Origin of the sequence: Amycolatopsis australiensis (assembly GCF_900119165.1) — a bacterium.
In the GTDB taxonomy this organism is placed as follows: Bacteria; Actinomycetota; Actinomycetes; order Mycobacteriales; family Pseudonocardiaceae; genus Amycolatopsis; species Amycolatopsis australiensis.
The window spans coordinates 438,913-461,446 of sequence record NZ_FPJG01000006.1 but is presented as its reverse complement, the minus strand read 5'-3'; the positions used below and the strand labels follow the sequence as shown (position 1 = coordinate 461,446).

Genomic DNA, 22,534 nt, shown 5'->3' with positions numbered 1-22,534 from the left:
GTCGGGCCGCCTGATGGGAAAATCCCGGACCGTCAGGGTCTTGAACCCGGTTCGCCCGCGGTGCATCCTGGTCGCCTCGCCGCCGTAAGGAAAGTTTCCTAACCAAAGGGAGCAACCAGGAATGCGGAAACTGATCCTGCTCGCGACACTGGCGCTGGCCGCGGCCGTCATGCCGTCGGCCATCGCGTCCGCGTCACCGGCCGCCGCTCCGGCCACCACCGCGGCCGCCCCGACCGCGGCCCAGCTGCTGTCGAAGACGAACAGCTGCAAGCAGATCTCCAACGGCAAGTACAAGACCGACGAAGACGCCTCCAGCAGGACGGTCGCCATCTGCGACGCGAACGGCGCGGTCTTCTGGAAGGCCGACATGGACATCGACTGCGACGGCCAGCGCACGTCGGAGTGCAACGAGAAGACCGACTGCTGCTTCCAGGACGACACGGCGTTCCCCCAGTCCGACGGCAAACCGCTCAACGCCGCGAAGCTGCCCTACATCGTCGTGCCGAGTTCGAGCAGCATCTGGAAGTACACGTCGTCCGGCCTCAAGGGCGGCGGCTCCTGCGCGGTGATCTACAACGGCAAGGTCGAGTACGCGGTCATCGGCGACACCGGGCCGTCGCAGATCATCGGCGAAGCGTCCTACGCGACGGCGAAGGACCTCGGCATCAACCCCGACCCGTCCAACGGTGGCACCGACTCCGGGGTCACCTACATCTGCTTCAAGAACTCGACGGTTTCGCCGATCGAAAACCACAGCAACGCGGTGAGCAAGGGGCAAAGCCTCGCCACCGCCTTCGTGAACAACAACTGACGCGTCCCGGGGCCGATCCGTGCAAGACGGGTCGGCCCCGGGCTGCTGTGCTGACGCCATGAGCAAGGAACTGCTGAAGCTGGCCAACATCGGCCCGGCGATGGTCCGCGACCTCGTCCGGCTCGGCATCACCGAACCGGCCCAGCTCGCCGGGCGCGACCCCGTCGAGCTGTACGACCGGCTCGGTGAACTCGACGGGCAGCGGCCCGACCCCTGCGTCCTCGACACGTTCATGTCGGCGGTCGACCAGGCCGGCGGCGCGCCGCCGCGGCCGTGGTGGACCTACACCGCCGAACGGAAATGCCTTCTCGGCAGCCGTTGACCAGAACCGCGCCGAACGCGTTGCCCGGCCACTCCGCAAGATGCATTTGCGCTGATTCGGGTGGCGATTTCCGCTCCGGAAACAGTTGCGCCTCACGGGCGTCTCACGCGCTGCCCCGTTCGCCGCGCCCCGGTAACGATCCAGGCGAGCGCGGCGACCAACGAGAGGGTCGCGCGGAATAGCGGAGGTTGGCGTGAAGATCAGTGTCTTCGGGCTCGGTTACGTGGGCTGTGTCTCCGCCGCGTGCCTGGCGGGGCAGGGACACCGGGTGGTCGGCGTGGACGTCAACCCGGTCAAGATCGACCTCATCACCCGGGGCAAGGCCCCGGTGGTCGAGGAGCGGATCGGTGAGCTGACCGCCGAAGTCGTCGCGAGCGGCGCGCTGAGAGCCACGACCGACGTCGCGGAAGCCGTCGCGGACAGCGAAATCTCGCTCGTGTGCGTCGGCACGCCGTCGGCGCCGAACGGGAGCCTTTCCACGGTCTACCTCGAGCGCGTGGCCGAGGAAATCGGCGAAGCGCTCGCGCACAAGAGCGAGCGCCACACGGTCGTCTTCCGCAGCACGATGCTGCCGGGCACCTGCCTGGACCTGCTGGTCCCGATCCTGGAGAAGTCCTCGGGCCGCACGGCGGGCGTCGACTTCGGCGTCGCGGTGAACCCCGAGTTCCTGCGCGAGGGCACCAGCGTCCGCGACTTCTTCGACCCGCCGAAGACGGTGATCGGCGAGATCGACACCGCCAGCGGAGACGCCGTCGCCGGGCTGTACGAGGGGCTGCCCGGCCCGGTCTTCCGCGTGCCGATCCCGGTCGCGGAGATGACGAAGTACGCCGACAACTCCTTCCACGGCCTCAAGATCGGGTTCGCGAACGAGCTGGGCGCGATCTGCCGGGCGCTCGGCCTCGACTCGCACCAGGTGATCGACGTCTTCCTCGCCGACACCAAGCTCAACATCAGCCCGGCCTACCTGAAGCCCGGGTTCGCGTTCGGCGGCTCGTGCCTGCCGAAGGACCTGCGCGGGCTGGTCTACGCCGCGCACCGCGCCGACGTCAGCGTGCCGATCCTCTCGCACGTGCTCGCGTCCAACGACGAGCACCTGCAGCGCGCGTTCGACCTGGTGGCGCGCACCGGCAAGCGCAAGGTCGGGCTGTTCGGGCTGTCGTTCAAGCCCGGCACCGACGACCTGCGCGAGTCACCGCTGGTCGAGCTGGCCGAGAAGCTGCTCGGCAAGGGCTACGACCTCAAGATCTACGACGCGAACGTCAGCCTCTCGCGGCTGATGGGCGCCAACCGCGAATTCATCGAGAGCAGGCTGCCGCACCTCGGCCAGCTGCTCGCCGGGTCCGTCGAAGAAGTGGTGGACCACGCCGACGTCCTGCTCGTCGGCACCAAGGACCCGGACGTGCTGGCGGCCCTGCCGCACGGCGGCCGGGAAATCGTCGACCTCGTCCGCCTGCCCGACGCCGCCACGCGTCGCCTTGAAGAGGGATACGCCGGCCTTGCCTGGTAAACCGCACCCCGGAAAAGCGCTCATCCTCGTCGAAAACCTCTCGGTGCCCTTCGACCGCCGGGTCTGGCAGGAGTCCACGACCCTGCGTGACGCGGGGTGGGAAGTCCATGTGATCTGCCCGCAGGGCACGAAACGCGACACGGAGGCCGAAGCCGTCGTCGCCGGCGTCCACATCCACCGGTACCCGCTGAAGGCGGCGACCGGCGGGCCTGCCGGCTACTTGCAGGAGTACGGCAGCGCGCTGTGGCACACGCTGCGGCTCGCGCGCAAGGTCGGGCCGGTCGACGTCGTGCACGCCTGCAACCCGCCGGACCTGCTGTACCTGGTCGCGAAGTTCCTCAAGCGCCGAGGCGCGCGGTTCATCTTCGATCAGCACGACCTCTGCCCCGAGCTGTACCTGTCGCGGTTCGACCGCGGCCAGGACCTGCTCTACCGCGGGGTCTGTGCGCTGGAACGCGCCACCTACCGCGCCGCCGACGTCGTCATCTCGACGAACGAGAGCTACAAGGAGGTCGCCCGGATCCGCGGCGGCAAGCGGCCCGAAGACGTCTTCGTGGTGCGCAGCGCCCCGGTCGTCGAGCGGTTCCACGAGGTGCCCGCCGAGCCGGAGCTGAAGAAGGGCAAGCCGTACCTGCTCGCCTACCTCGGCGTGATGGGCCCGCAGGACGGCGTCGACTACGCCCTGCGCGCGCTCGCGAAGCTGCGTGACGAGGTCGGGCGGACCGACTGGCACGCGGTGTTCGTCGGCTCCGGCGACGCCTTCGAAGACATGGTGGCGCTCTCGGCCAAGCTCGGGCTGGCCAACCAGGTCGAGTTCACCGGCCGGATCTCCGACGAGGACCTGGTCCGGTACCTGTCCACGGCCGACGTCTGCCTGTCGCCGGACCCGCTGAACCCGCTCAACGACGTCTCCACGATGAACAAGGTCATGGAGTACATGGCGATGAGCAAGCCGATCGTCTCGTTCGAGCTGCGCGAAGCCCGCGTCTCGGCCGGGGACGCGGCGGTCTACGCGCCGGCCAACGACGAGTCGGCGTTCGCGAAGCTCGTCTCGCAGCTGCTCGACGACCCCGAGGAGCGGGTCCGGATGGGCAAGCTCGGCCAGGCGCGGGTGGCGGGCCCGCTGTCGTGGGAGAACTCGGCGAAGGCGTTGCTCGCCGCTTATGAGCACGCTGTGAAGTCCTGATCGCCGTTAGGTCAAGAAGTCACCGGACTTGTAACCAAAGCTCGTGGCGCGACGACGGTTGAGGTAACCGGCCGATCAGCTCACCCCGTTCGGCCTACCCCGCTCAGGAATGGAGACCCACCGTTGACCGACGACACGGTGCGCCTGGCCCTGATCGGGCAGGTTCTCCGACGGCGCTGGCGGCTGCTCGTCGCCATCGCCGTGCTGGGCGCGGCGGTCGGCGCCGGCGTGTCGGTGCTGTTCTCGCCCGGCTACAAGACCACCTCCAGCGTGCTGCTCCAGGGGCCGCGGCAGGCCGACGAGCTGCTCACCCAGGTCGAGGTCGCGACCAGCTCGGTCGTCCTCGACCGCGCCGCCGCCGTGCTGCCGTGGCACCCGAGCGGCGCCGACCTGAAGAAGAAGGTCACCGCGTCGGTCACGAACGGCAACGTCGTGACGCTCACCGTCTCCGCGGACAGCGCCGAGCACGCCCAGCAGCTCGCCGACCAGGTCGCCCAGCAGTACGTCAAGTACTCCACGCAGCTGGCCAGCAACTCCGCCGACGCGTCGGTCCAGCTGGCCCAGGAACAGCGTGAGTCGCTGCGCAACCAGGTCAAGCTGACCACCGAGAAGATCAGCGACCTCGCCAAGAGCGTCGGCGGGAACCTGACGGTGGAGAGCGTTCAGGTCCGCACCCAGCTCGAAGGCCTGCGGACGTCGCTGGAGCAGGCGATCAACGACCTGAACCAGGCCGACCTGGCCACCGGGGTCGGCAACACCGTCGTGCTCGGGCCGGCCGAGCGTCCCGTTTCGCCCGCCGCACCGACGATGACCCAGTTCGTCGCCGGCGGGGCGGTGCTGTTCTTCCTCTTCGGCGTGTTCGGCCACCTCTTCGCCGCCCGCGCCGACCGGCGGCTGCGCGGCGAGTCGCAGATCGCCGCCGCGCTCGGCTCGCCGATCCTCGCCGGCGTCGACGTCACGACCCCGCAGGGTGACCGTCTGCCGGCGACCGGGTTCGCCGGCAAGGTGCGGCGGCTGCTCGGCGGCGACCGGCCCTGGCTGCTCCCGCCGATCGAGACCTCGGCCGACGAGGTCAACCGCGGCATCCGCTACCGCCGGGTGCTGGCCCGGCTCGCCACCGGTCCCGCCGACGTCCTCGTGCTGGTGGCCGGCGACGACGAGCCGGGCAAGCTGGCCGCCGGGCAGCTCGCCGGGCTGGCCGACCGGCTGTCCGTGCCGCTGCGCGTGTTCGAGTTCTCGCCCGAGCGGCCCACGGTGCCCGACGCCACCGCCGGCTCCGGCGTCCTGGTCGTGCTCAGCGCCGGCTCCCGCACCGCGTGGCAGCTCGTGCACCTCGCCGAGGCCTGCGCCGACGCCGGGCAGGAGATCGTCGGCGCGGTCCTGACCCACGCCGTCCGGCCCGCCGGGCCGGCGCCCGGACCCGCGGCGGAAGCCCCCGAGAAGGCACTGGCAGGTTCGGCGTGACGACACCCACGGAAACCGCTCCGCTCGTCGACCTGCAGCGCCTCTTCGTCGCCATCCGGCGGCGCAAACGCTTCTGGCTGGCCACCGCGCTGTTCGGGCTGATCGCCGGTGCGCTGGTGGGCATCGTGCTGCCGGCCCCGCCGACCGCCGTCACCAAGGTGATCGTGGTGCACCAGGACGACTCGCCGACCGACAGCGGCACCCTGATGCGCACCGACGTCGCGGTCCTCCAGACCACCCAGATCGCCGAAGGCGCGCTGAAGAAGCTCGGCAGCACCGAGCCGCCCGAAGAGTTCATGAAGAACTACGCCGGGCTGGGCCTGACCAACAACGTCATGCAGATCACCGTCAAGGCCAAGAGCGACGGCGAGGCCGTGGCGCAGGCGAAGGCGCTGGCCGAGACGTTCATCGCCGACCACGTCAAGCGCAGCCAGGCCGCCGCGGCTGCCCAGTCGCAGGCCATCCTGGACCAGCGCAAGAACGCGCAGGACGAACTGGGCAAGGTCGAGCAGCAGATCGTCGAGGAGGAGGGCAAGGGCCGCCAGGCCAGCCAGCCCGACCTCGAGAACCTGTACAGCCGCCGCGCCGCGCTCACCGCGCAGATCTCTGACTTCACCTCCCGCGCCCAGCAGGCCGGCATCGGCAGCCCGCAGGTCGCCGCGGGCACCCAGGTCGTCGACGCGGCCCGTCCGCTGCCCAAGACGTTCCTCAAGTCCACCGCGACCAACTCGGGCATCGGCTTCGCGCTCGGCCTGGCCGTCGGGCTCGCGCTGGCCGCCGTCGGCGCGGTGTCGCGCGACCGGCCGGTGCTGCGCCGCGAGATCTCGACGCACCTCGGCGCGTCCGTGATCGCCCAGCTGCCGTCGAAGCCCCGTGGCCCGGCCCGGCTGTGGCGGCGCTCGCACGCGGTGGCCGAACGCAAGCGGGTCGCCACGACGCTGGTCCGCGTGATCCGGCAGGACAAGCCCGCCGTGTCGCTGCTGGAGCTGGGGGCGCCGAAGGTCGCCGCCGCGCTCGCGCTCGACATCGCCGAGGAACTCGCCGCCACCGGCGAGGCGAGCCTCGTCGACGACCTGCCCGCCGAAGACGTCCGCCGGCTGGCCGCCGAGACGCACAGCGAGGTCACCGTCGTCGGCGCCGGCGACCCCGGTCCCACGCCGGACGAGCGCCGGATCGGCGTCGGCACGGTGTCGCCCGGCGCGGCGTGGACCGATCTGGAACACCTCGGCCAGGAGGCCGTGCTGGTCGTCAAGGCCGGGCACGCGAACACGCTGTGGCTGCACACGGTCGCGCGGCAGCTCGCCGAGCAGCAGATCCCGGTCGTCGGCGTCGTGCTGGTCGACCCGGACCCGCGCGACAAGTCCGACGGCACGCTGTGGGACGGCCTGCACACGGCGTTGCGCGGCCGCGCCAAGCTCACGGCCCGGCGCGACCCGGTCGAGCAGGAAGACCGCCTCGACGAACTCGCCGCCCGCATCGCCGAGCGCGTCGCGGTGGCCGAACCGCCGACACGGCGGATCGCGCCGGTCCGGCCGGTGGTCCCGCCGCCGCTGGCCGGACCCAAGCTGCCGTCCTCGCCGCTGCCGCCACCCGGCACCGTGAGCGTCCCGGACCACCTGGACGCGCCGACGAAGAAGTTCGCCCCGGTCAAGCCGCCGAAGCGGCCGACGCCGTTCAAGCGGGACCAGGGCGAGCCCACGCACAAAGGCGAACTGAACGCCGAGCTCGAGTCCGAAAAGAGCGCGGAGGTCTCCTGACCACCGCGTCGAGACGAAGGGGAACCCGCTCGAGATGTGCGGCATCGCAGGCACCTACCTCTGGCCGGACGGCGGGCCGCTCACCGACCGGCTGACCAAGACCCTCGCCCACCGCGGCCCCGACGGCTCCGGCCGCTACGAGCACCGCGCCGGCGCCGGTGACGTCCACTTGGGACACCGGCGGCTCTCGATCGTCGACCTGACCGAGACCGGCGCCCAGCCGATGGTCCTGGACGGCCTCGCGCTGAGCTACAACGGCGAGCTGTACAACGCGCCGGAGCTGCGGGCCGAGCTTTCCGCGGCGGGCGTGCGCTTCCGCGGCACGTCCGACACCGAGGTGCTGCTGCAGGCGTGGCGGCGCTGGGGCACGGACTGCCTGCCGAAACTGCGGGGGATGTTCGCCTTCGCGATGTTCGAGGAGGGCACCGGCGAGCTGTTCCTGGTCCGTGACCAGCTGGGCATCAAGCCGCTGTTCTTCGTCCAGCGCAACGGCGGCGTCGCGTTCGCCTCCGAGCTGAAGGCGCTCGCCGGCGAGCTGGGCGGGTCGCTTCAGGTCGACAACGCGGCGTTGATCGCGTCGCTGCTCTACTACTGGGTGCCGGACAGCCGGTGCGCCTACCAGGGCGCGGAGAAGCTGCAGCCGGGTACGTGGCTGCGTTGCCGCCCGGACGGGCAGGTCGACCGCGGCCGGTTCTGGTCGCTGCGGGAGGTCGCCGAAGAGGGCGCGGCCTTCGACGGCGAGGTCGACCTGCACGCCGTGATCGCCGAGTCGACGGCCAAGCACCTGATCTCCGACGTCCCGGTGGCGACGTTCCTCTCCGGCGGCCTCGACTCCAGCTACCTGACGGCGCTGGCCGCGCGTTCACAGCCGGGGATCTCGGCCTACACCATCGGGTTCCGCGCCGAGGACGCCAAGTTCGAGGCCATGCCGGACGACCTCGAGTACGCCCGGATCGTGGCACGGCAGTTCGGCGTCGACCTGCACGAGATCGAGATCGCGCCGCAGGTGCTCGACCTGCTGCCGAAGATGACCTACCACCTCGACGAGCCGATCGGCGACCCGGCGGCGATCAACTCGTTCCTCATCTGCACGGCCGCGCGCGACGCCGGCGTCAAGGTGATGCTGTCCGGGATGGGCGCGGACGAGCTGTTCGCCGGATATCGCAAGCACCTCGCGAACCTGATCGCGTTGCGCTACCACAAGGTTCCCGGCGCGGTGCGCAAGCCCGTCGAGTCCCTGGTGGACCGGTTGCCGGTGGCGTCGGCCAAGCGCGGGTACCGGTCGGTGCGGTTCGCCAAGCGGTTCCTGTCCTTCGCGGGCCTGCCCGAGGAGACGGCGTTCCGGCGCAGCTACACGATGTACGACCGGTCGGAGCTGCTCGGCCTGGTCAACCCGGACCTCGCGCCGTCCGTCGACGACGTCCTGACCGAGCACGCGGACACCTACCACGACCAGGCGCTCGACGACTTCGTCAACCGCATGTGCCTGGCCGACTCGCGGCTGTTCCTGCCGGGCCTGAACCTGACCTACACCGACCGGTCCACGATGGCGGCGTCCACCGAGGTGCGGACGCCGTTCGTCGACGTCGAGGTCGTGCGGGCGGCGTTCAAGATCCCGGGGAACAAGAAGATCGTCGGCCGCGCGGGCAAGGTGGCGCTGAAGAACGCGGCGCTGAACATCCTGCCGAGCGAGATCGTGCACCGGCCGAAGGGCCTGTTCAGCGCGCCGCTGCGGGCCTGGATGAGCCGCGATCTCGCGCCGCTGGTGCGGGAAGTCGTCAACGAAGGCGTGCTCGTTTCGTCGGGTTTCCTGCAGCGCGAGGCGCTGCAGCGCATGGTCGCCGAGGACGCCGCCGGTCAGGAAGACCGCGGCAAGCACCTCTGGCACGTCTTGACCCTTGAGTACTGGTACCGGAACGCGATGTCTGGAGCGGGAGCGAAGTGAAGCAGGTAGTCCAGAACTACAAGAGCGGTGAGCTGGCGCTCCTCGATGTCCCCGAGCCCGCCTGCAAGCCCGGCGGCGTGCTGGTGCGGACGGTGTACTCGCTGATCTCCACCGGCACCGAGATGATGAAGGTGTCCGAGGCCAGCATGTCGTTGGTGGGCAAGGCGAAGGCCCGCCCGGACCAGGTGGCGAAGGTGATGCAGAGCGTCGCCACGAACGGCCTTTCGGCGACCTACCGCAAGGTGACGTCCAAACTGGACTCCTACACCCCGCTCGGCTACTCGCTGTGCGGCATCGTCGAGCAGGTCGGCGAGGGCATCACCGACGTGGCGGTGGGCGACCTCGTGGCCTGCGCGGGCAACGAGCACGCCTTGCACGCCGAGCTGAACTGGGTGCCGAAGAACCTCTACTCGCGCGTGCCCGCCGGCGTCGACCCGCGGCACGCGGCGTTCGGCACGGTCGGGTCGATCGCCATGCAGGGCGTCCGCCGCGGCGAGCCCCAGATCGGCGACGTCGCCCTGGTCATCGGGCTCGGGCTGATCGGCCAGCTGGTCGTGCAGCTGCTGACTTCGTCCGGCGTGCGCGTCGTGGGCGTCGACCCCGACCCGGAACGCTGCAAGCTCGCCGAGAGCCTCGGCGCACTGACCTGCGCACATCCGGCGTCCGGCATCGTCGACACGGCGGTGGACGAGCTGACGCACGGCGCGGGCGTCGACCAGACGTACCTCGCCGCCGGCGGCAACACGAACGACCCGGTGGAGCTGGCCGCCAAGCTGTCCCGCGACCGCGGCCGCGTGATCGACATCGGCAAGTGCAAGCTCGACCTGCCGTGGAACGCCTACTACGAGAAGGAACTGGACGTCCGGTTCTCACGGTCGTACGGCCCGGGCCGCTACGACCCGTCGTACGAGCTGGAAGGCCGCGACTACCCGATCGGCCAGGTCCGCTGGACCGAGCGCCGGAACCTGGAGTGCGTCCTCGACCTGATCGCGCGTGACCGTCTCGACGTCGAGCCGTTGATCACGCACGTCTCGGACTTCTCGGACGCCGTGTCGACTTATCGCTCGCTGAACGAGGGTGAGCTGAAGGCCGTCGCGGTGCTGTTCCGCTACCCGGAGGCGGTCGCCCGCACGGAGCCCGTGGTCACGTCCGCGCGCGTCGGGCTGGTCGAGCACCGGGCCGCGCCGCTGCCGGCCGGGCAGCCGGTGCGCCTGGGCTTCATCGGCGCGGGCAACTACGCGTCCTCGATGCTGCTGCCGCACCTGGTGGAGCGCGACGACGTGCAGCTGAAGCACGTCGCGACGACGTCGGCGTTGTCCGGCGCGAACGCGCGGCGCAAGTTCGGCTTCGCGGCGGCGTCGACGGACATCGACGACGTCCTCGGCGACGACTCCATCGACGCGGTGTTCGTCGTGACCCGGCACAGCTCGCACGCCGAGCTGACCCGGCGCGCGCTGCTGGCGGGCAAGACGGTGTTCGTCGAGAAGCCGCTGGCGTTGTCTTCGTCGGAACTGCAGAAGGTCCTCGACGCGATCGAGGAGTCCGGCAACGACCGCCTGCAGGTCGGGTTCAACCGCCGCTTCGCGCCACTGCTGCACGAGGCCCGCGCCCAGTTCGGCCCACGCGTCGGCCCGGCGACGGTCCGCTACCTGGTCAACGCGGGCCGCCTCGACCACGGCAGCTGGTACAACCAGGCGGATTCGGAGGGTTCCCGTTTCGTGGGCGAAGGCGGTCACTTCATCGACACGGTGAGCTGGCTCCTGGACGCGGACCCGGTCTCGGTGTACGCAACGGGCGACCTCCAGGTGACGCTGGGATACCCGGACGGCTCGACGGCGGTGATCACGTACGCCGAGACGGGCTCATCGGGCTTCCCGAAGGAGACACTGGACCTGGTGGCGGACGGCAAGGTCTTGAAGTTCGACGACTTCGTCCGCGCATCGGTGTACTCGCGCAAGAAGTGGGCGAGTTCGAGGATCCCGAAGGGCCGTGACAAGGGCCAGGCGGCGGAGGTCGACGCGTTCCTGACGGCAGTGCGAACGGGCGGCCCGATGCCCATCACGGTGGAGTCCCTGGCGGCGACGACGCTGGCGACGTTGGCGGCACAGACGAGCGTCGCGAACGCGGCACCGGTCCGGATCGAGCTGCCGCGCAAGGCCGGAGTCCAGGCGTGACAAGCGCGGCGGCGGTGCGGCCGGAGTGGTCGCGGGTGGCCGGTGCTTGGGGCGCCGCGATGAGCGCAGCAGTGGTCCGGCTGGAGTGGTCGCGGAAGGCGGGTGCTTGGGGCGCGGTGAGCGCGGCGGTGGTGCGGCTGGAGTGGTCGCGGAAGGCGGGTGCTTGGGGCGCGACCAGTCTCGTGGTCCGGCCGGGGGTGTCTCGCCAGGCAGGCGCGTGCCGAGCGGTGAGCGCGGCGGAGGCCGGGTTGCGGCGGGGAGTCCCGGCATGATGGGTCCGGGCTGGTACCTGCGGCGGCTGTCCCGGATGGGACCGGCGGAGGTCGTCGGCCGTGCGCGGCATGCCGTTGTCCAGCGGCAGTGGCGGACCGCTCTGCCCACGCCGCCCGACTGGCCCTCGCACCCCCGGTTCACCGCGGCACTGCCCGCCGGCGTGCTGGGCAAGGCGTCCGGCGAGGCGGTTTCCCGGCTCCTGGCCACCGCGGACGAGCTGATGGCGGGCCGCGCCGAGTACTTCGGCGTCGTCCGCACGGATTTCGAGGCGCCGGACTGGTTCCTCGACCCGAAGACCGGCCGTCGCGCGCCATCGGACGTGTACGCCTTCGACGTGCCTTACCGGTCCGAGGACACGGTCGGTGACATCAAGCAGATCTGGGAGCCGTCGCGGCACCAGCACCTGACCGTCCTGGCCGCGGCGTTCGCCCTGACCGGCTCGCCGGACTACGCCGCGCGAGTGGCCGCGCACCTGCGGTCGTGGTGGGCCGCGAACCCGCCGTTGCGGGGGCCGCACTGGGTCAGCGGCATCGAGCTGGGCATCCGGCTGCTGTCGTGGGTCTGGACGCGCCGGCTGCTCGACGGCTGGCCGGGCGTTTCCGAGCTGTTCGAGGACAACCCGGAGTTCCAGCTGCAGCTGTGGCACCACCAGAACTGGCTGTCGACGCTGCGCAGCCACGGCTCGTCGGCGAACAACCACGTCATCGCCGAGGACGCGGGCCTGCTGGCCGCGGCGTGCGCGTTCGGCTGGTTCCGGGAGTCGGCGCGCTGGCGGGCCGAGGCGACGCGCTCCCTGGACGTCCAGCTCGCGCGCAACACGTTCGCGTCGGGGTTGAACGCCGAGCTGGCGTCGGAGTACCACGGCCTGGTGCTGGAACTCGGCCTGGCGGCGGCAGTCGAGGCCGACGCGGCGGGCACGCCGGTGCAGCCCTCGACGTGGGACGTCCTGCTCCGGATGACCGACGCTCTAGCGTCCATTGTGGACAACCGGCTACGTCCCCCGCGCCAGGGCGACGCGGACGACGGCTTCGGCCTGATCGTCGACGGCGCCGCGACCGACCGCTGGGCATCACTGCTGGCGACGGGCGAAGTGCTGTTCGGCCGCCTGGACTGGTGGCCGGCGGTACCCGGCGACGACGTCCGCACGCCGCTGCTGGCATCTTTGGCATCACGCACCCCGCGCGCGTCGGGCGTCCGCCCGGCTCGCCGTCCGGCACACCTGCGCGACGCGGGCATGACGATCCTGCGATCGGGCCGAGTCTGGGCCCGCTGCGACGGCGGCCCGCACGGCTTCCTGTCGATCGCCGCACACGCCCACGCGGACGCGTTGTCGGTGGAGGTCCGCCACGACGGCGTCGACGTCCTGGCGGACCCGGGCACGTTTTGCTATCACGGCGAGCCGCAGTGGCGGTCGTACTTCCGCTCGACGCTCGGCCACAACACGCTGGAACTGGCGGGAAGAGACCAGTCGGTCTCCGGCGGCCCGTTCCTGTGGACGCGCCACGCGGTCACGAAGGTGCTCGACGTGCGCACCCCGGAGAAGGGCCCATCCCAGTGGAGGGCAGCCCACGACGGCTACGCACCGGCGGTCCACCGCCGCACAGTCGAGCTGGACGGCGAGGTGCTGAAGATCATCGACGAGGTCCTCGGCGAAACGGGCCAGGCCGCGCGTCTGGCGTTCCACCTGGGCCCGGCGGTCACGGTGCTGCTCGACGGAAATGTCGCCCACCTGCGCTGGCCCGCCCCGCCCGCCGCTGGCCAGGGCAAGTCACTGGCCGGCACAAGGACGGAATCGCTCGCCGGTCGTGGGACGGATTTCTCATCCGCTCCCGGAGCCGATCCGCTCGGCGGTCGCGCGGCAGATTCCTCCTCGGCTTCCGAAGCCGATCCGCTCGTCGGCCACGTCTCCGGCTCCCTCGCCGATTCCGGCCGTGCCGTGCGCACCGCGGTCCTCGAGCTGCCACCCGAATTGTCGTGGACCGCCCACCGTGGGGAGACCGATCCGCCCCTCGGCTGGTACTCCGCGGGCTTCGGCCGGAAGGAGCCCTCCACCACGCTCGTCGGCACCGGCGCCGCCGGCCACCTCACCACCCTGCTTCGCTTCAGTTAGGACCCGCCCGTGACACCCCGTCGCTTCCGCTTCCGCCGTGCCGCTCCGCTGCTCGGTGTCCTCCTCACGGTCGCGGCGTGCTCCAGCACCCCGCAAACCGGGGGTGCGGCTCCGGCGACCGCGGTGCCCGGCGGGTCGGTCGCGGCGGTGTGCGACAAGGAACCGGCCGGTCCCGCGACGGCACCCGCCGGCGCCGTCGTCATCGATCCGGCCGTGCCGGGCGACCTCGCGGTCAAGACGCGCTCGGCCGGTCCGGGCACGACGTTCTGGCTCAAGCCCGGCAAGCACATCCTCGGTGACGACAAGTACGACCAGGTTTCACCCAAGGACGGCGACGTCTACATCGGCGCCCCGGGCGCGGTCGTCGACGGCCGCAAGATCAACCAGTACGCCTTCACCGGCCACGCGACGAACGTCAAGCTCACCTATTTGACGGTGCAGGGTTTCGCCGCACCCCGCGACGAAGGCGTCGTCAACCACGACTCCGGCGACGGCTGGGTGATCGAGCACTCGACCATCCAGGACAACGACGGCGCCGGCCTGATGGCGGGCGCGCGCCAGCAGGTACGCGGCAACTGCCTGCGCCGCAACGGCCAGTACGGGATCAACGCCTTCTCCGGCGCCACGCCGATCACCGCGCTGGTCGTCGAGGGCAACGAGATCGCCGGCAACAACACCGCCGACTGGGAAGCCAAGATCGACGGCTGCGGCTGCACCGGCGGCGTCAAGTTCTGGGACGTCAACGGCGCCGACGTCCGCGGCAACTGGGTGCACGACAACCACGGCACCGGACTGTGGGCCGACACGAACAACAACGACTTCCTCATCGAGGGCAACCTCATCGAGAACAACGACAGCGCCGCGCTGATCTACGAGATCAGCTACAACGCCGTCATCCGCGACAACACGATCCGCAAGAACAACTGGATCGACGGCCGCAAGTACGCCGACAAGAGCGACAACTTCCCGACGCCGGCGATCTACATCTCCGAGTCCGGCGGCGAGCCCCGGATCAAGGCTCGGACGGCGAAGCTCGAGATCTCCCGCAACTACCTGGAGAACAACTGGTCCGGGATCACGCTGTGGGAGAACGCCGACCGCTACTGCAACAGCCCGGCCAACACCAGCTCCGGCGACTGCACCCGGCTGGTGCCGGACGTGAAGCAGTGCGCGGCGCCGGCGATCGCGAGCGGGCCCCTGCTGAGCGACTGCCGGTGGAAGACCCAGCACGTCGACATTCACGACAACAAGTTCGTCCTCGACCCCGCGGTGGTCGGCTGCCAGGCGTCGTGCGGGCGGATGGGCCTGCTGTCCAATTTCGGCACCTACCCGGAGTGGTCGCCGTACAAGGGCGACACCGTCCAGCAGGCGGTCACGTTCAAGCAGGACAACCGCTGGCACGACAACAGCTACGCCGGTCCGTGGACCTTCATCGCCTACACGACCGACCGCGTCCTCGAGATCGGCGAGTGGGAAGGCGCGCCGTACTCGCAGGACACCGGCAGCACGTACACCGCACAGGCCGGGGGCTGACGTGGCCGCGCACACGGGCATCGCGGACATCCGCGGCGACGCCGCGGCCGAACCCGCGTCGGCGACGCCGAAGTGGGCGGGCGTGGCGTGGGCGCTGCTGATCCTCAACACGCTCGGTTCGACCGGCGCAAAGACGGTCATCCCGCTGCCGCGGTCGGTCAGCCAGCTGGTCACCATGGGTGCGTTGATGACGGCGTTCGTCATCGCGCTGGTGCTGAACAAGCACCTGCGGATCCGGCCGAGCGCCTATCTGCTGTTGCTGACGTTGCTGCTCGTGTCGAGCATCCTCTCCAGCGCCGACCTGCAGGAAGGCGCCGGCGCGCTGTTCCGGTGCTTCCGGCTCGCCGTGTTCGTGTCCACGCTGTGGCTGCTGACCCGCTGGTGGGACGGCGGGTTCAGCTTCGTCCGCTACCACATCCGCGCCTACGGGGTCGTCCTCGCGTCGGTCGCGATCGGCCTGGTGATCTCCCCGGGCAACGCGATGCCGGACATCTACGGTGGCCGGCTCTCCGGCGCGGTCTGGCCGCTCACGCCGCCGCAGATCGGCCAGTACGCGGCGGTCATCTCCGGGCTCACACTGCTCCTCTGGTTCGGGCGCCGCACTACGTGGCGCAGCGCGGTGTTCATCGTGGCGCCGGTGCTGGCGCTGCTCATGCTCACGCACACCCGCACCGCCACGCTCGGCCTGATCGCCGGGCTCGCCGTGGCGTTCCTCTCGATGCTGTTGACGAGCGCACGTGCGCGGAAGGTATTCGCGTGGACCGTCGGCCTCGGCGGAGTCGCCGGTGTCGCACTCGCGGGCGCGCTGCAGACGTGGTTCCTCCGCGGGCAGAGCGCGGACAACTTCTCCAGCCTGACCGGCCGCGCGAAGGTCTGGGACGCGCTGCTGGAGGCCCCGCGGACGACGTCGGAGTACATCTTCGGGGTCGGCCTGACGGACAAGTCCTACGACGGCCTGCCGATCGACAACAGCTGGCTCGCGATCTATCACGAGCAGGGTTTCGTGGGCATCGGTCTGGTGGCGGCCTTCCTCCTGACGTTGATGGTCGTCGCGGTCCTGCGCCCGCCGTCGCTGGCGAGGGCGTGCGCGATCTTCCTGATCACCTACTGCGTGTCGGCCTCCTATACCGAAGCGGGTCTGGGCGACGCGTCGCCGTATCTGCTGCACCTGGCGGTCGCCGCGTCCCTGCTCGTCCGCGGGGTGCCGCAGACCGACGAACAAGCATTCATCCCGGCGAAGGGGACAGGCGCGTGAAGGTGCTCGTGGTGCACAACCGGTACCGGTCCGAGCAGCCGAGCGGCGAGAACAACGTCGTCGACGCCGAGGTGACGCTACTCGCCGACGGCGGGCACGACGTCTCGCTGTTCGAGCGCCGCAGCGACGACATCGCGTCCATGCCGCTGCCCCGCAAGGCCGCGGTGCCGCTGATGGTGCCGTGGAACGCCGCCGTGCGGAAGGAGCTCGCCGCCCGGCTACGGTCGTGGCGCCCGGACGTCGTGCACATCCACAACACGTTCCCGCTGCTGTCGCCGTCGGTGGTCGCGGCCTGCGCCGACGCGGGAGTCCCCGCCGTCGCGACGCTGCACAACTACGGGATGGTCTGCCCGCCCGGCACGCTGCACCGCGACGGCCGCATCTGCACCGAGTGCGTCGGCGGGCCGCCGGTGCCGGCGGTGAAGCACGGCTGTTACCGCGGTTCACGCGTGGCGACGCTCCCGATGGCGGCGAGCACGCTCGCGAACCGCCGCCGGTGGTGGACGGGCGTTTCGCGGTTTTTCTGCATTTCGGCGGCTCAACGTGACCTCCTGGTGTCGGCCGGGATGCCCGGCGAGCGGATGGCGGTGAAGCACAACTTCGTCACCGACCCCGGCGTCCGCCGCACCGGCGATGGGAAGCACGTGCTGTTCCTCGGCCGCGTCACCGAGGAGAAGGGGGTCGGCCTGCTGATGCGGGCGTGGGACCGCCTCGGCGGCGCCCTGGGGGTGCCGCTGGTGATCGCGGGCACGGGCCCGATGCAGGACGAGGTCGCGACGTGGGCGGCCAGCCGGCCGGACGTGTCGTACGTGGGCCTGCAGAACAAGGCGGAATGCCGTGCGCTGACTGCCGACGCGGCGGCGGTGGTGGCGCCGTCGACGTGGCTGGAGGCGTTCGGCCTGGTGGTCGTCGAGGCGATGGCCGCAGGCGTGCCGACGGTCGCGGCTGCCCACGGTGCGTTCCCGGAGCTTGTCCACGACGGCGTGACGGGCCTCCTGCACGAGCCGAACGACGAGGCCTCGCTGTCGGACCGGCTTCGGGCGGTGGTCGGCGACCGCAACCGCGAAATGGGGGACGCGGCCCGCGTCCGGTACGAGAAGGACTTCACCCCGGCGGTCGGGCTGGACCGGCTGATCGCCGGGTACGAGGCGGCGATCGAGGCGTGAGGGAGCTGGTCCGGACGGCGCCCGCGGCCCTGCCGGCGATGCTGCGTGGCCCGCTGGCGCTCACGGGTGCCCTGGCGACGGCGGTGGTCGTGGCCCTCGGCATCCTCCATTTCCATGACGCGGGCTTGACGGGGATCGACGCGGCCCTGCTCCCGTCGATCGACGGGGTCCGGCCACCGTGGCGATATGTCGCCTTGGTGTTCGACTTCGGCGGCGAACCGGTGGGCTCCATGATCCTGATCGGCCTGATGGCTGTGGCATGTTTCCTGGTCCGGCGCGTCCGGGCAGCCGTGCTGACAGTGGTCGGGGTCGCCGCCACGGTGGCGGTGACGACGGTGGGCAAGCCGATCGTCGGCCGCACCATCCACGGCGAGTTCCTCTCCTATCCGAGCGGGCACACGGCGCTGGCGACGGCGTTGGCTCTGGTCATCGCGTTCGTGCTGACCGACCGGCTGGGGCTCGGCCGGTCGGTCGCGGTGGTACTGGTCTTGGGACTGGCCGTGGTCGCCGGGGCCGCGATGGGCTGGGCCGAGGTGGCTTTGGGCGCGCACTATCCGACGGACGCGCTCGGCGGGTTCTGCGTGGCGCTGGCCGTGGTGCCGGGGATGGCGTTGCTGGTGGATCGCGTCGCCGACCGGCTGTGACGCTCCGGCCGGAAGGGGGCGCGGGTCCGGCCGGGCGCGCTTGACCGGCAGGGGTACGGCATGGGCGGCGCCGGGGCACTGGCCAGGCCACCGGCTCGACCGAGACGTCCGGCGCGGGTCTGCTGGGGTCGGGACGTCGCCGGGGATCGTCTGTGTTCTTGGTGCGGGCCACCTGTCGGTTCGCCGGGCTTCTGCTCGTCGGTGGGGTGACCTACCCGCGAAGGAGAGACCGATGATCCAGGACCTGATCGCCGCCGAACGGCGTGAGCTTGCTGCGCTGCTCGATGAGCTGCCGGCCGATTCTTGGAGGTCGCCGACCTTGTGCGCCGGGTGGTGTGTGGCCGACGTCGTCGCCCACATGACCATGCCCTTCCGGTTCTCGACCGGCCAGTTCGTCCGTGAGCTGCTCAAGTCCGCCGGGCGCTTCAACCGGATGGCCGACCGCGTGGCTCGCCGGGAGGCGGCCGAGCTGTCGCGCGAGGCGCTGGTGGCCTCGCTGCGGAACAACGCGGACCACCCGTGGCGGCCGCCGGGCGGTGGGCCGGAAGGGGCCCTGAGCCACGATGTGATCCACGGTCTGGACATCACCACCGCGCTCGGATTGGAGCGCCGTGTGCCCGCGGAACGGCTGGGAGTGGTCCTCAGCGGGATCAAGCCGAAACAGGTCAAGTACTTCGGCACCGACCTGTCCGGCGTCTGTCTTCGCGCCGACGACCTCGACTGGTCGTACGGCACCGGGACCCCGGTCACCGGGCCGGCCCAGGACCTGCTGCTGGTGCTGTGCAACCGGCGGCTGCCGGCGGGCCGTCTTCGGGGCGAGCCGAGCGCGCGCTTCACCACGGTCTGAGTTCCTTCCGGAGCTGGTCCATTGTGGACAAGTGCGGACTGCCGAACCGCAACGCCTGCAGCCCGGCCGACCGCGCGGCCTCGACGTTCGCCGCGCGGTCGCCGATGAGCAGGATGCGGTCCGGCACCACGTCGAGCCGGCGGCACACGGTCGCGAACACCTCGGGAGCGGGCTTGCGGACGCCGAGGTCGCCGCTGACGAACCAGTCGGTGAGGTATTCGCCGAGGCCGAACCGCTCACGCAGCAGCTTGGCCCACTCGCTGACGTCGTTGCTCAGGCAGCGGAGCCGTACACCGGTGGCCCCGTGCATTCCTCGTACAGCTGCTCGATTTCTTCTCGGCGCAGCACACAGCCGTGCGTGCGGAGATAGGGGACGAGCAGCTCGCCGACATCGTCGGCGGACGCGTAGAGGACCCCCATCGCGTCGAACAGAACGACGTCGATCGCGTCGCGGTTGAGGGGTGCGGGGATGGCGGACATGTCTCCGACGGTACCGAACATGCGTGCGAGCGCCATCGCTGGAACGGGTGATGTGCCCGCTGTCCGAAATTCTCCGTTCGCGATTTCTCCCTTTGGTACCAAGGGAAAACGAGCTCAGTGACGTGGGTTGTGCCAGAAATTGTCGGACCCCGTCGGCAAGCTTCCGATCAGCAGCCGGCGGTCCCGCCGTCGAACGAAGAGCACTCGTCCTGCGAGTAGGGCGCCGCCCGCCAGCCCGCAGCGTCGACCGTCCTGGAGGTGTCATGCGCGACGAAGGTCCACGGCCCGGCATAGGAGTTGTCGTGCCACCGGTTGCCCTGCCGGAAGGTGATCGCTTCCTCGACCACGGCTCCCTTGTAGGGAGACCAGTCCGGGAAGGTCCCGTAGTTCGACAGGAGCGCCATCCGCCCGCACAGGCTCGTGCAGCCCACCCGCCCGGGATCGAACCGGAAGGTGTTCCCGTGGATTTCCACACGCTGGGTCTTCCAGCGGCAGTCGTCGTACGCCGGCGGCTTGTCGATCGCGCCCGCCGCGCACGAAGACTTCTGAGCCACCTTGGTGCAGTAGCCCGAAGACGTGTTCGCGGGGCTGTTGCAGAAGCGGTCCGCGTTCTCCCACAACGTGATTCCGGCCCAGTTGTTGTCGAAGACGTTGCCGCTGATGTCGATCGACGACGTGCGCGCCTTCACGCGAGGCTCGCCACCCGACTCCGACAGGTACACCGTCGCCGTCGGGAAGTTGTCGCCGCGCGCGGCGAACGCGCGGCCCTGCACCAGGGTATTGCCGCGGAACGTGTTGCCGCGCAGCACGAGGTTGTAGCTGGTCTCGTAGAACAGCGCCTCGGCGTCGTTGCCCTCGAAGAGGTTGTCCTCGACGAGGAAGTCGTTGTTGTTCGTGTCGGCCCACAAGCCGGCGCCGTGGTTGCCGTGCACCCAGTTGCCGCGGATGTCCGCGCCGTTCACGGCCCAGAACTTGGCGCCGCCGCTGCAGCCGCAGCCCGGCACCTTCGCCTCCCAGTCGCCCGTGTTGTTGCCGGTGATCTCGTTGCCTTCCAGCACCAGCCCGGTGATGCCGTCGCCCGCCTGGTAGGCGTTGAGCCCGTACTGGCCGTTGTTGCGCAGGCAGCTGTGCCGGACGACCTGGCGCGCGCCGGCCATCAACCCCGCGCCGGCGTTGTCTTCGATGGTGGTGTTCTCGATGAGCCAGCCGTCGCCGGAGTCGTGGTTGACCACGCCCTGGTCCTGCAAGGCCGCGAACCCGCGGATGGTCAGCCCGTGGATCTCGACGTCGCGGGCCTGCTGGGTGAAGGCCGCGCGGTTGACGCCGCGGCCGTCGACGACCGCGCCCGGCGCGCCGAGGTACACGTCGCCGTCCTTCGGGACGACCTGGCCGAACTCGTCGCTGCCGAGCGTGTGGGTGCCGGGGCGGAGCCAGAACGTCGTGCGCGGCGGGTTCGCCGCCGTCTTGGCCGAGAGGTCCCCGTCGACGCCCGGATCGACGGAGACGGCCCCGGGAGGTGGTTCCTGGTGCTCCGCGGGCTGGTGGTCGCACACCGGCCCGGGCCCGTCGGCGGCGCCCGCGACAGCCGGGCAAGCCACGGCGATCAGGAGCGAGCAAGCAACGACGAGAACCGCACGAGATCTGCCCATGGCAGGACGCTACGCACGAACGGGCCGGAAAACAGTCACCCTCAAGTGTCCTCGTCGGACCCAAGGAGTGAATCCGGCCCGCCGGTGCGGGGATCAGCCGAACTTGCGGAACACGGGCTGCACCGGGCGCCCGCCCATCCACGGCGCCGGGTCGCCGGCGTCGAGGGCCTTCCGGTACACCGTGCAGGCCTGGGCGACGACGTCGACGGTCTTGTCGATGTCGGCCTCGGTGAGCGCGGCACTGACCACGAAGGACGGCCCGAGCACGCCACCGCTGATCAGCTCGCGCAGGAACAGCGTCCGGTACGGCTGCGACGGCTTGAGCTCTTCGTCGAGCGTGCCGAACACGAGGTTGCTGGCGCGCCCGCGGACGACCACGTGGTCCTCGACGCCGATCCCGGCCGCCACCTCGCGGACCCCGGCGGCGAGCCGGTCGCCGAGGGCGTGCAGCCTGGCGATGACATCCTCGTCGCGGTAGACGTCCATCACCGCCATCGCGGCGGCGAGCGAATGGGTTTCGGCGCCGTGCGTGGTGGAGAGCAGGAAGACGCGTTCGCGGCCGCTGCGCAGCCCGCCGAGCTCCATCAGCTCCCGCTTGCCGGCGAGCGCGGAGATGGCGAAGCCGTTGCCGAGGGCCTTGCCGAACGTCGAGAGGTCCGGCGTCACGCCGTAGAGCCCCTGGGCGCCGTGCGCGGACCAGCGGAAGCCAGTGATCATCTCGTCGAAGACGAGCACGACGCCGTGGCGGGTGGTGAGCTCGCGCAGCCCCTGCAGATACCCCGGCGGCGGCTCGACCGCCGCGGCCGCCTCAAGGATCATGCACGCGATCTCGCCCTCGTGGCGCTGCAGCAGCTCCTCCGCGGCCTGCAGGTCGCCGTACGGGAAGGACACCGTCAGCTCGGTCGTCTCCGCCGGGATGCCCGCGTCCATCGGCGTGGTGCCGATGAACCAGTCGTCGGTGGAGAAGAAGGCGTGGTCGGCGCACCTGGCGACGAGCTTGCGGCCGGTCGCGGCGCGGGCCAGCCGGACCGCGGCGGTCGTGGCGTCCGAGCCGTTCTTGGTGAACTTCACCATGTCGGCGGTCGGCACGTTCTCGAGGAACCGCTCGGCGGCTTCGGCCTCGATGATCGACGGACGGATGAAGTTGCTGCCCTTGCCGAGTTCGGCCCGGACCGCTTCGAGGACCCGCGGGTGGGCGTGGCCGAGGCTGACCGCTCTCAGGCCCGCGCCGTACTCGACGTACTCGTTGCCGTCGATGTCCCAGACGTGGCCGCCGAGGCCGTGGGAGATGACCGGGGCCATCCCGGCGGGATACTGGTCCGAGCCCTTGGCGTAGGTGTGCGCTCCCCCCGGGACGACCCGGTGCAGCCGCTCGTCCGCCATCGTGGAGCGGGGCAAGTTCGTTCCCATG

Annotated in this window: 18 protein-coding genes; 14 read left to right on the top strand and 4 right to left on the bottom strand. The window is 70.6% G+C overall.

What is annotated here, in order from left to right; all coding sequences use genetic code 11:
• Positions 1 to 121 precede the first annotated feature (121 nt).
• The 14 genes from BT341_RS03300 (at position 122) to BT341_RS03235 (ending at position 18,994) form a co-directional block, all read left to right on the top strand.
• The gene (locus tag BT341_RS03300; RefSeq protein ID WP_072474852.1) at positions 122 to 811 is read left to right on the top strand and encodes a glycoside hydrolase family 75 protein; all 690 of its coding nucleotides are present in this window, start codon (positions 122 to 124) and stop codon (positions 809 to 811) included.
• Between the two features lie 58 nt (positions 812 to 869).
• Positions 870 to 1,133 carry a helix-hairpin-helix domain-containing protein gene (locus tag BT341_RS03295; RefSeq protein WP_072474851.1) on the top strand — a complete coding sequence of 88 codons (264 nt, stop codon included), beginning with the start codon at positions 870 to 872 and terminating at the stop codon, positions 1,131 to 1,133.
• A 193-nt stretch (positions 1,134 to 1,326) separates the two neighbouring features.
• Entirely contained in the window at positions 1,327 to 2,640 is a 1,314-nt protein-coding gene (locus tag BT341_RS03290) for a nucleotide sugar dehydrogenase (RefSeq protein WP_072474850.1), read from the top strand.
• Positions 2,630 to 3,826, top strand: a complete 1,197-nt coding sequence (locus BT341_RS03285; protein ID WP_177328724.1) for a glycosyltransferase family 4 protein — start codon at positions 2,630 to 2,632, stop codon at positions 3,824 to 3,826. Before BT341_RS03290 ends, BT341_RS03285 begins: the two co-directional genes overlap by 11 nt.
• 123 nt (positions 3,827 to 3,949) lie before the next feature.
• On the top strand, positions 3,950 to 5,290 hold the full coding sequence (locus BT341_RS03280) for a GumC domain-containing protein (RefSeq protein WP_072474849.1): 1,341 nt from the start codon (positions 3,950 to 3,952) through the stop codon (positions 5,288 to 5,290).
• Positions 5,287 to 7,047 carry a Wzz/FepE/Etk N-terminal domain-containing protein gene (locus tag BT341_RS03275; protein ID WP_072474848.1) on the top strand — a complete coding sequence of 587 codons (1,761 nt, stop codon included), beginning with the start codon at positions 5,287 to 5,289 and terminating at the stop codon, positions 7,045 to 7,047. The genes BT341_RS03280 and BT341_RS03275 overlap by 4 nt, the downstream gene beginning before the upstream one ends.
• 34 nt (positions 7,048 to 7,081) lie before the next feature.
• Entirely contained in the window at positions 7,082 to 8,992 is a 1,911-nt protein-coding gene (gene asnB, locus BT341_RS03270) for an asparagine synthase (glutamine-hydrolyzing) (RefSeq protein WP_072474847.1), read from the top strand.
• Positions 8,989 to 11,166, top strand: a complete 2,178-nt coding sequence (locus BT341_RS03265) for a bi-domain-containing oxidoreductase (protein WP_072474846.1) — start codon at positions 8,989 to 8,991, stop codon at positions 11,164 to 11,166. The genes asnB and BT341_RS03265 overlap by 4 nt, the downstream gene beginning before the upstream one ends.
• 268 nt (positions 11,167 to 11,434) lie before the next feature.
• Positions 11,435 to 13,549, top strand: a complete 2,115-nt coding sequence (locus BT341_RS03260) for a heparinase II/III family protein (RefSeq protein WP_072474845.1) — start codon at positions 11,435 to 11,437, stop codon at positions 13,547 to 13,549.
• A gap of 9 nt (positions 13,550 to 13,558) precedes the next feature.
• The gene (locus BT341_RS03255; protein ID WP_072474844.1) at positions 13,559 to 15,082 is read left to right on the top strand and encodes a right-handed parallel beta-helix repeat-containing protein; all 1,524 of its coding nucleotides are present in this window, start codon (positions 13,559 to 13,561) and stop codon (positions 15,080 to 15,082) included.
• Between the two features lies 1 nt (position 15,083).
• Entirely contained in the window at positions 15,084 to 16,337 is a 1,254-nt protein-coding gene (locus tag BT341_RS03250) for an O-antigen ligase family protein (RefSeq protein ID WP_425426277.1), read from the top strand.
• A complete protein-coding gene (locus BT341_RS03245; RefSeq protein ID WP_072474843.1) occupies positions 16,334 to 17,503 on the top strand; it encodes a glycosyltransferase family 4 protein in 1,170 nt (389 codons plus the stop codon). The genes BT341_RS03250 and BT341_RS03245 overlap by 4 nt, the downstream gene beginning before the upstream one ends.
• The gene (locus BT341_RS03240) at positions 17,500 to 18,147 is read left to right on the top strand and encodes a phosphatase PAP2 family protein (RefSeq protein WP_072474842.1); all 648 of its coding nucleotides are present in this window, start codon (positions 17,500 to 17,502) and stop codon (positions 18,145 to 18,147) included. The genes BT341_RS03245 and BT341_RS03240 overlap by 4 nt, the downstream gene beginning before the upstream one ends.
• 232 nt (positions 18,148 to 18,379) lie before the next feature.
• The gene (locus BT341_RS03235; protein WP_072474841.1) at positions 18,380 to 18,994 is read left to right on the top strand and encodes a maleylpyruvate isomerase family mycothiol-dependent enzyme; all 615 of its coding nucleotides are present in this window, start codon (positions 18,380 to 18,382) and stop codon (positions 18,992 to 18,994) included.
• On the opposite strand, the gene BT341_RS44080 is transcribed toward BT341_RS03235, so the two are convergent.
• The 4 genes from BT341_RS44080 to BT341_RS03215 form a co-directional block, all read right to left on the bottom strand.
• Complete coding sequence (locus tag BT341_RS44080; RefSeq protein ID WP_072474840.1) at positions 18,981 to 19,304, bottom strand: HAD family hydrolase; 324 nt, start codon at positions 19,302 to 19,304, stop codon at positions 18,981 to 18,983. The genes BT341_RS03235 and BT341_RS44080 overlap by 14 nt on opposite strands.
• A complete protein-coding gene (locus tag BT341_RS45150) occupies positions 19,268 to 19,474 on the bottom strand; it encodes a hypothetical protein (protein ID WP_177328723.1) in 207 nt (68 codons plus the stop codon). Before BT341_RS45150 ends, BT341_RS44080 begins: the two co-directional genes overlap by 37 nt.
• A gap of 167 nt (positions 19,475 to 19,641) precedes the next feature.
• The gene (locus BT341_RS03220; RefSeq protein ID WP_072474838.1) at positions 19,642 to 21,123 is read right to left on the bottom strand and encodes a right-handed parallel beta-helix repeat-containing protein; all 1,482 of its coding nucleotides are present in this window, start codon (positions 21,121 to 21,123) and stop codon (positions 19,642 to 19,644) included.
• A 93-nt stretch (positions 21,124 to 21,216) separates the two neighbouring features.
• On the bottom strand, positions 21,217 to 22,533 hold the full coding sequence (locus BT341_RS03215) for a glutamate-1-semialdehyde 2,1-aminomutase (protein ID WP_072474837.1): 1,317 nt from the start codon (positions 22,531 to 22,533) through the stop codon (positions 21,217 to 21,219).
• Position 22,534: the final 1 nt, after the last annotated feature.

What these genes read in the sequence shown, in the direction of transcription:
- BT341_RS03295 (WP_072474851.1), top strand. Translation starts at nt 870, where the DNA reads ATGAGCAAGGAACTGCTGAAGCTGGCCAACATCGGCCCGGCGATGGTC.
- asnB (WP_072474847.1), top strand. Translation starts at nt 7,082, where the DNA reads ATGTGCGGCATCGCAGGCACCTACCTCTGGCCGGACGGCGGGCCGCTC.
- BT341_RS45150 (WP_177328723.1), bottom strand. Translation starts at nt 19,474, where the DNA reads ATGTCCGCCATCCCCGCACCCCTCAACCGCGACGCGATCGACGTCGTT.
- BT341_RS03215 (WP_072474837.1), bottom strand. Translation starts at nt 22,533, where the DNA reads ATGGGAACGAACTTGCCCCGCTCCACGATGGCGGACGAGCGGCTGCAC.
- BT341_RS03220 (WP_072474838.1), bottom strand. Translation starts at nt 21,123, where the DNA reads ATGGGCAGATCTCGTGCGGTTCTCGTCGTTGCTTGCTCGCTCCTGATC.
- BT341_RS03300 (WP_072474852.1), top strand. Translation starts at nt 122, where the DNA reads ATGCGGAAACTGATCCTGCTCGCGACACTGGCGCTGGCCGCGGCCGTC.
- BT341_RS03235 (WP_072474841.1), top strand. Translation starts at nt 18,380, where the DNA reads ATGATCCAGGACCTGATCGCCGCCGAACGGCGTGAGCTTGCTGCGCTG.
- BT341_RS03260 (WP_072474845.1), top strand. Translation starts at nt 11,435, where the DNA reads ATGATGGGTCCGGGCTGGTACCTGCGGCGGCTGTCCCGGATGGGACCG.
- BT341_RS44080 (WP_072474840.1), bottom strand. Translation starts at nt 19,304, where the DNA reads ATGCACGGGGCCACCGGTGTACGGCTCCGCTGCCTGAGCAACGACGTC.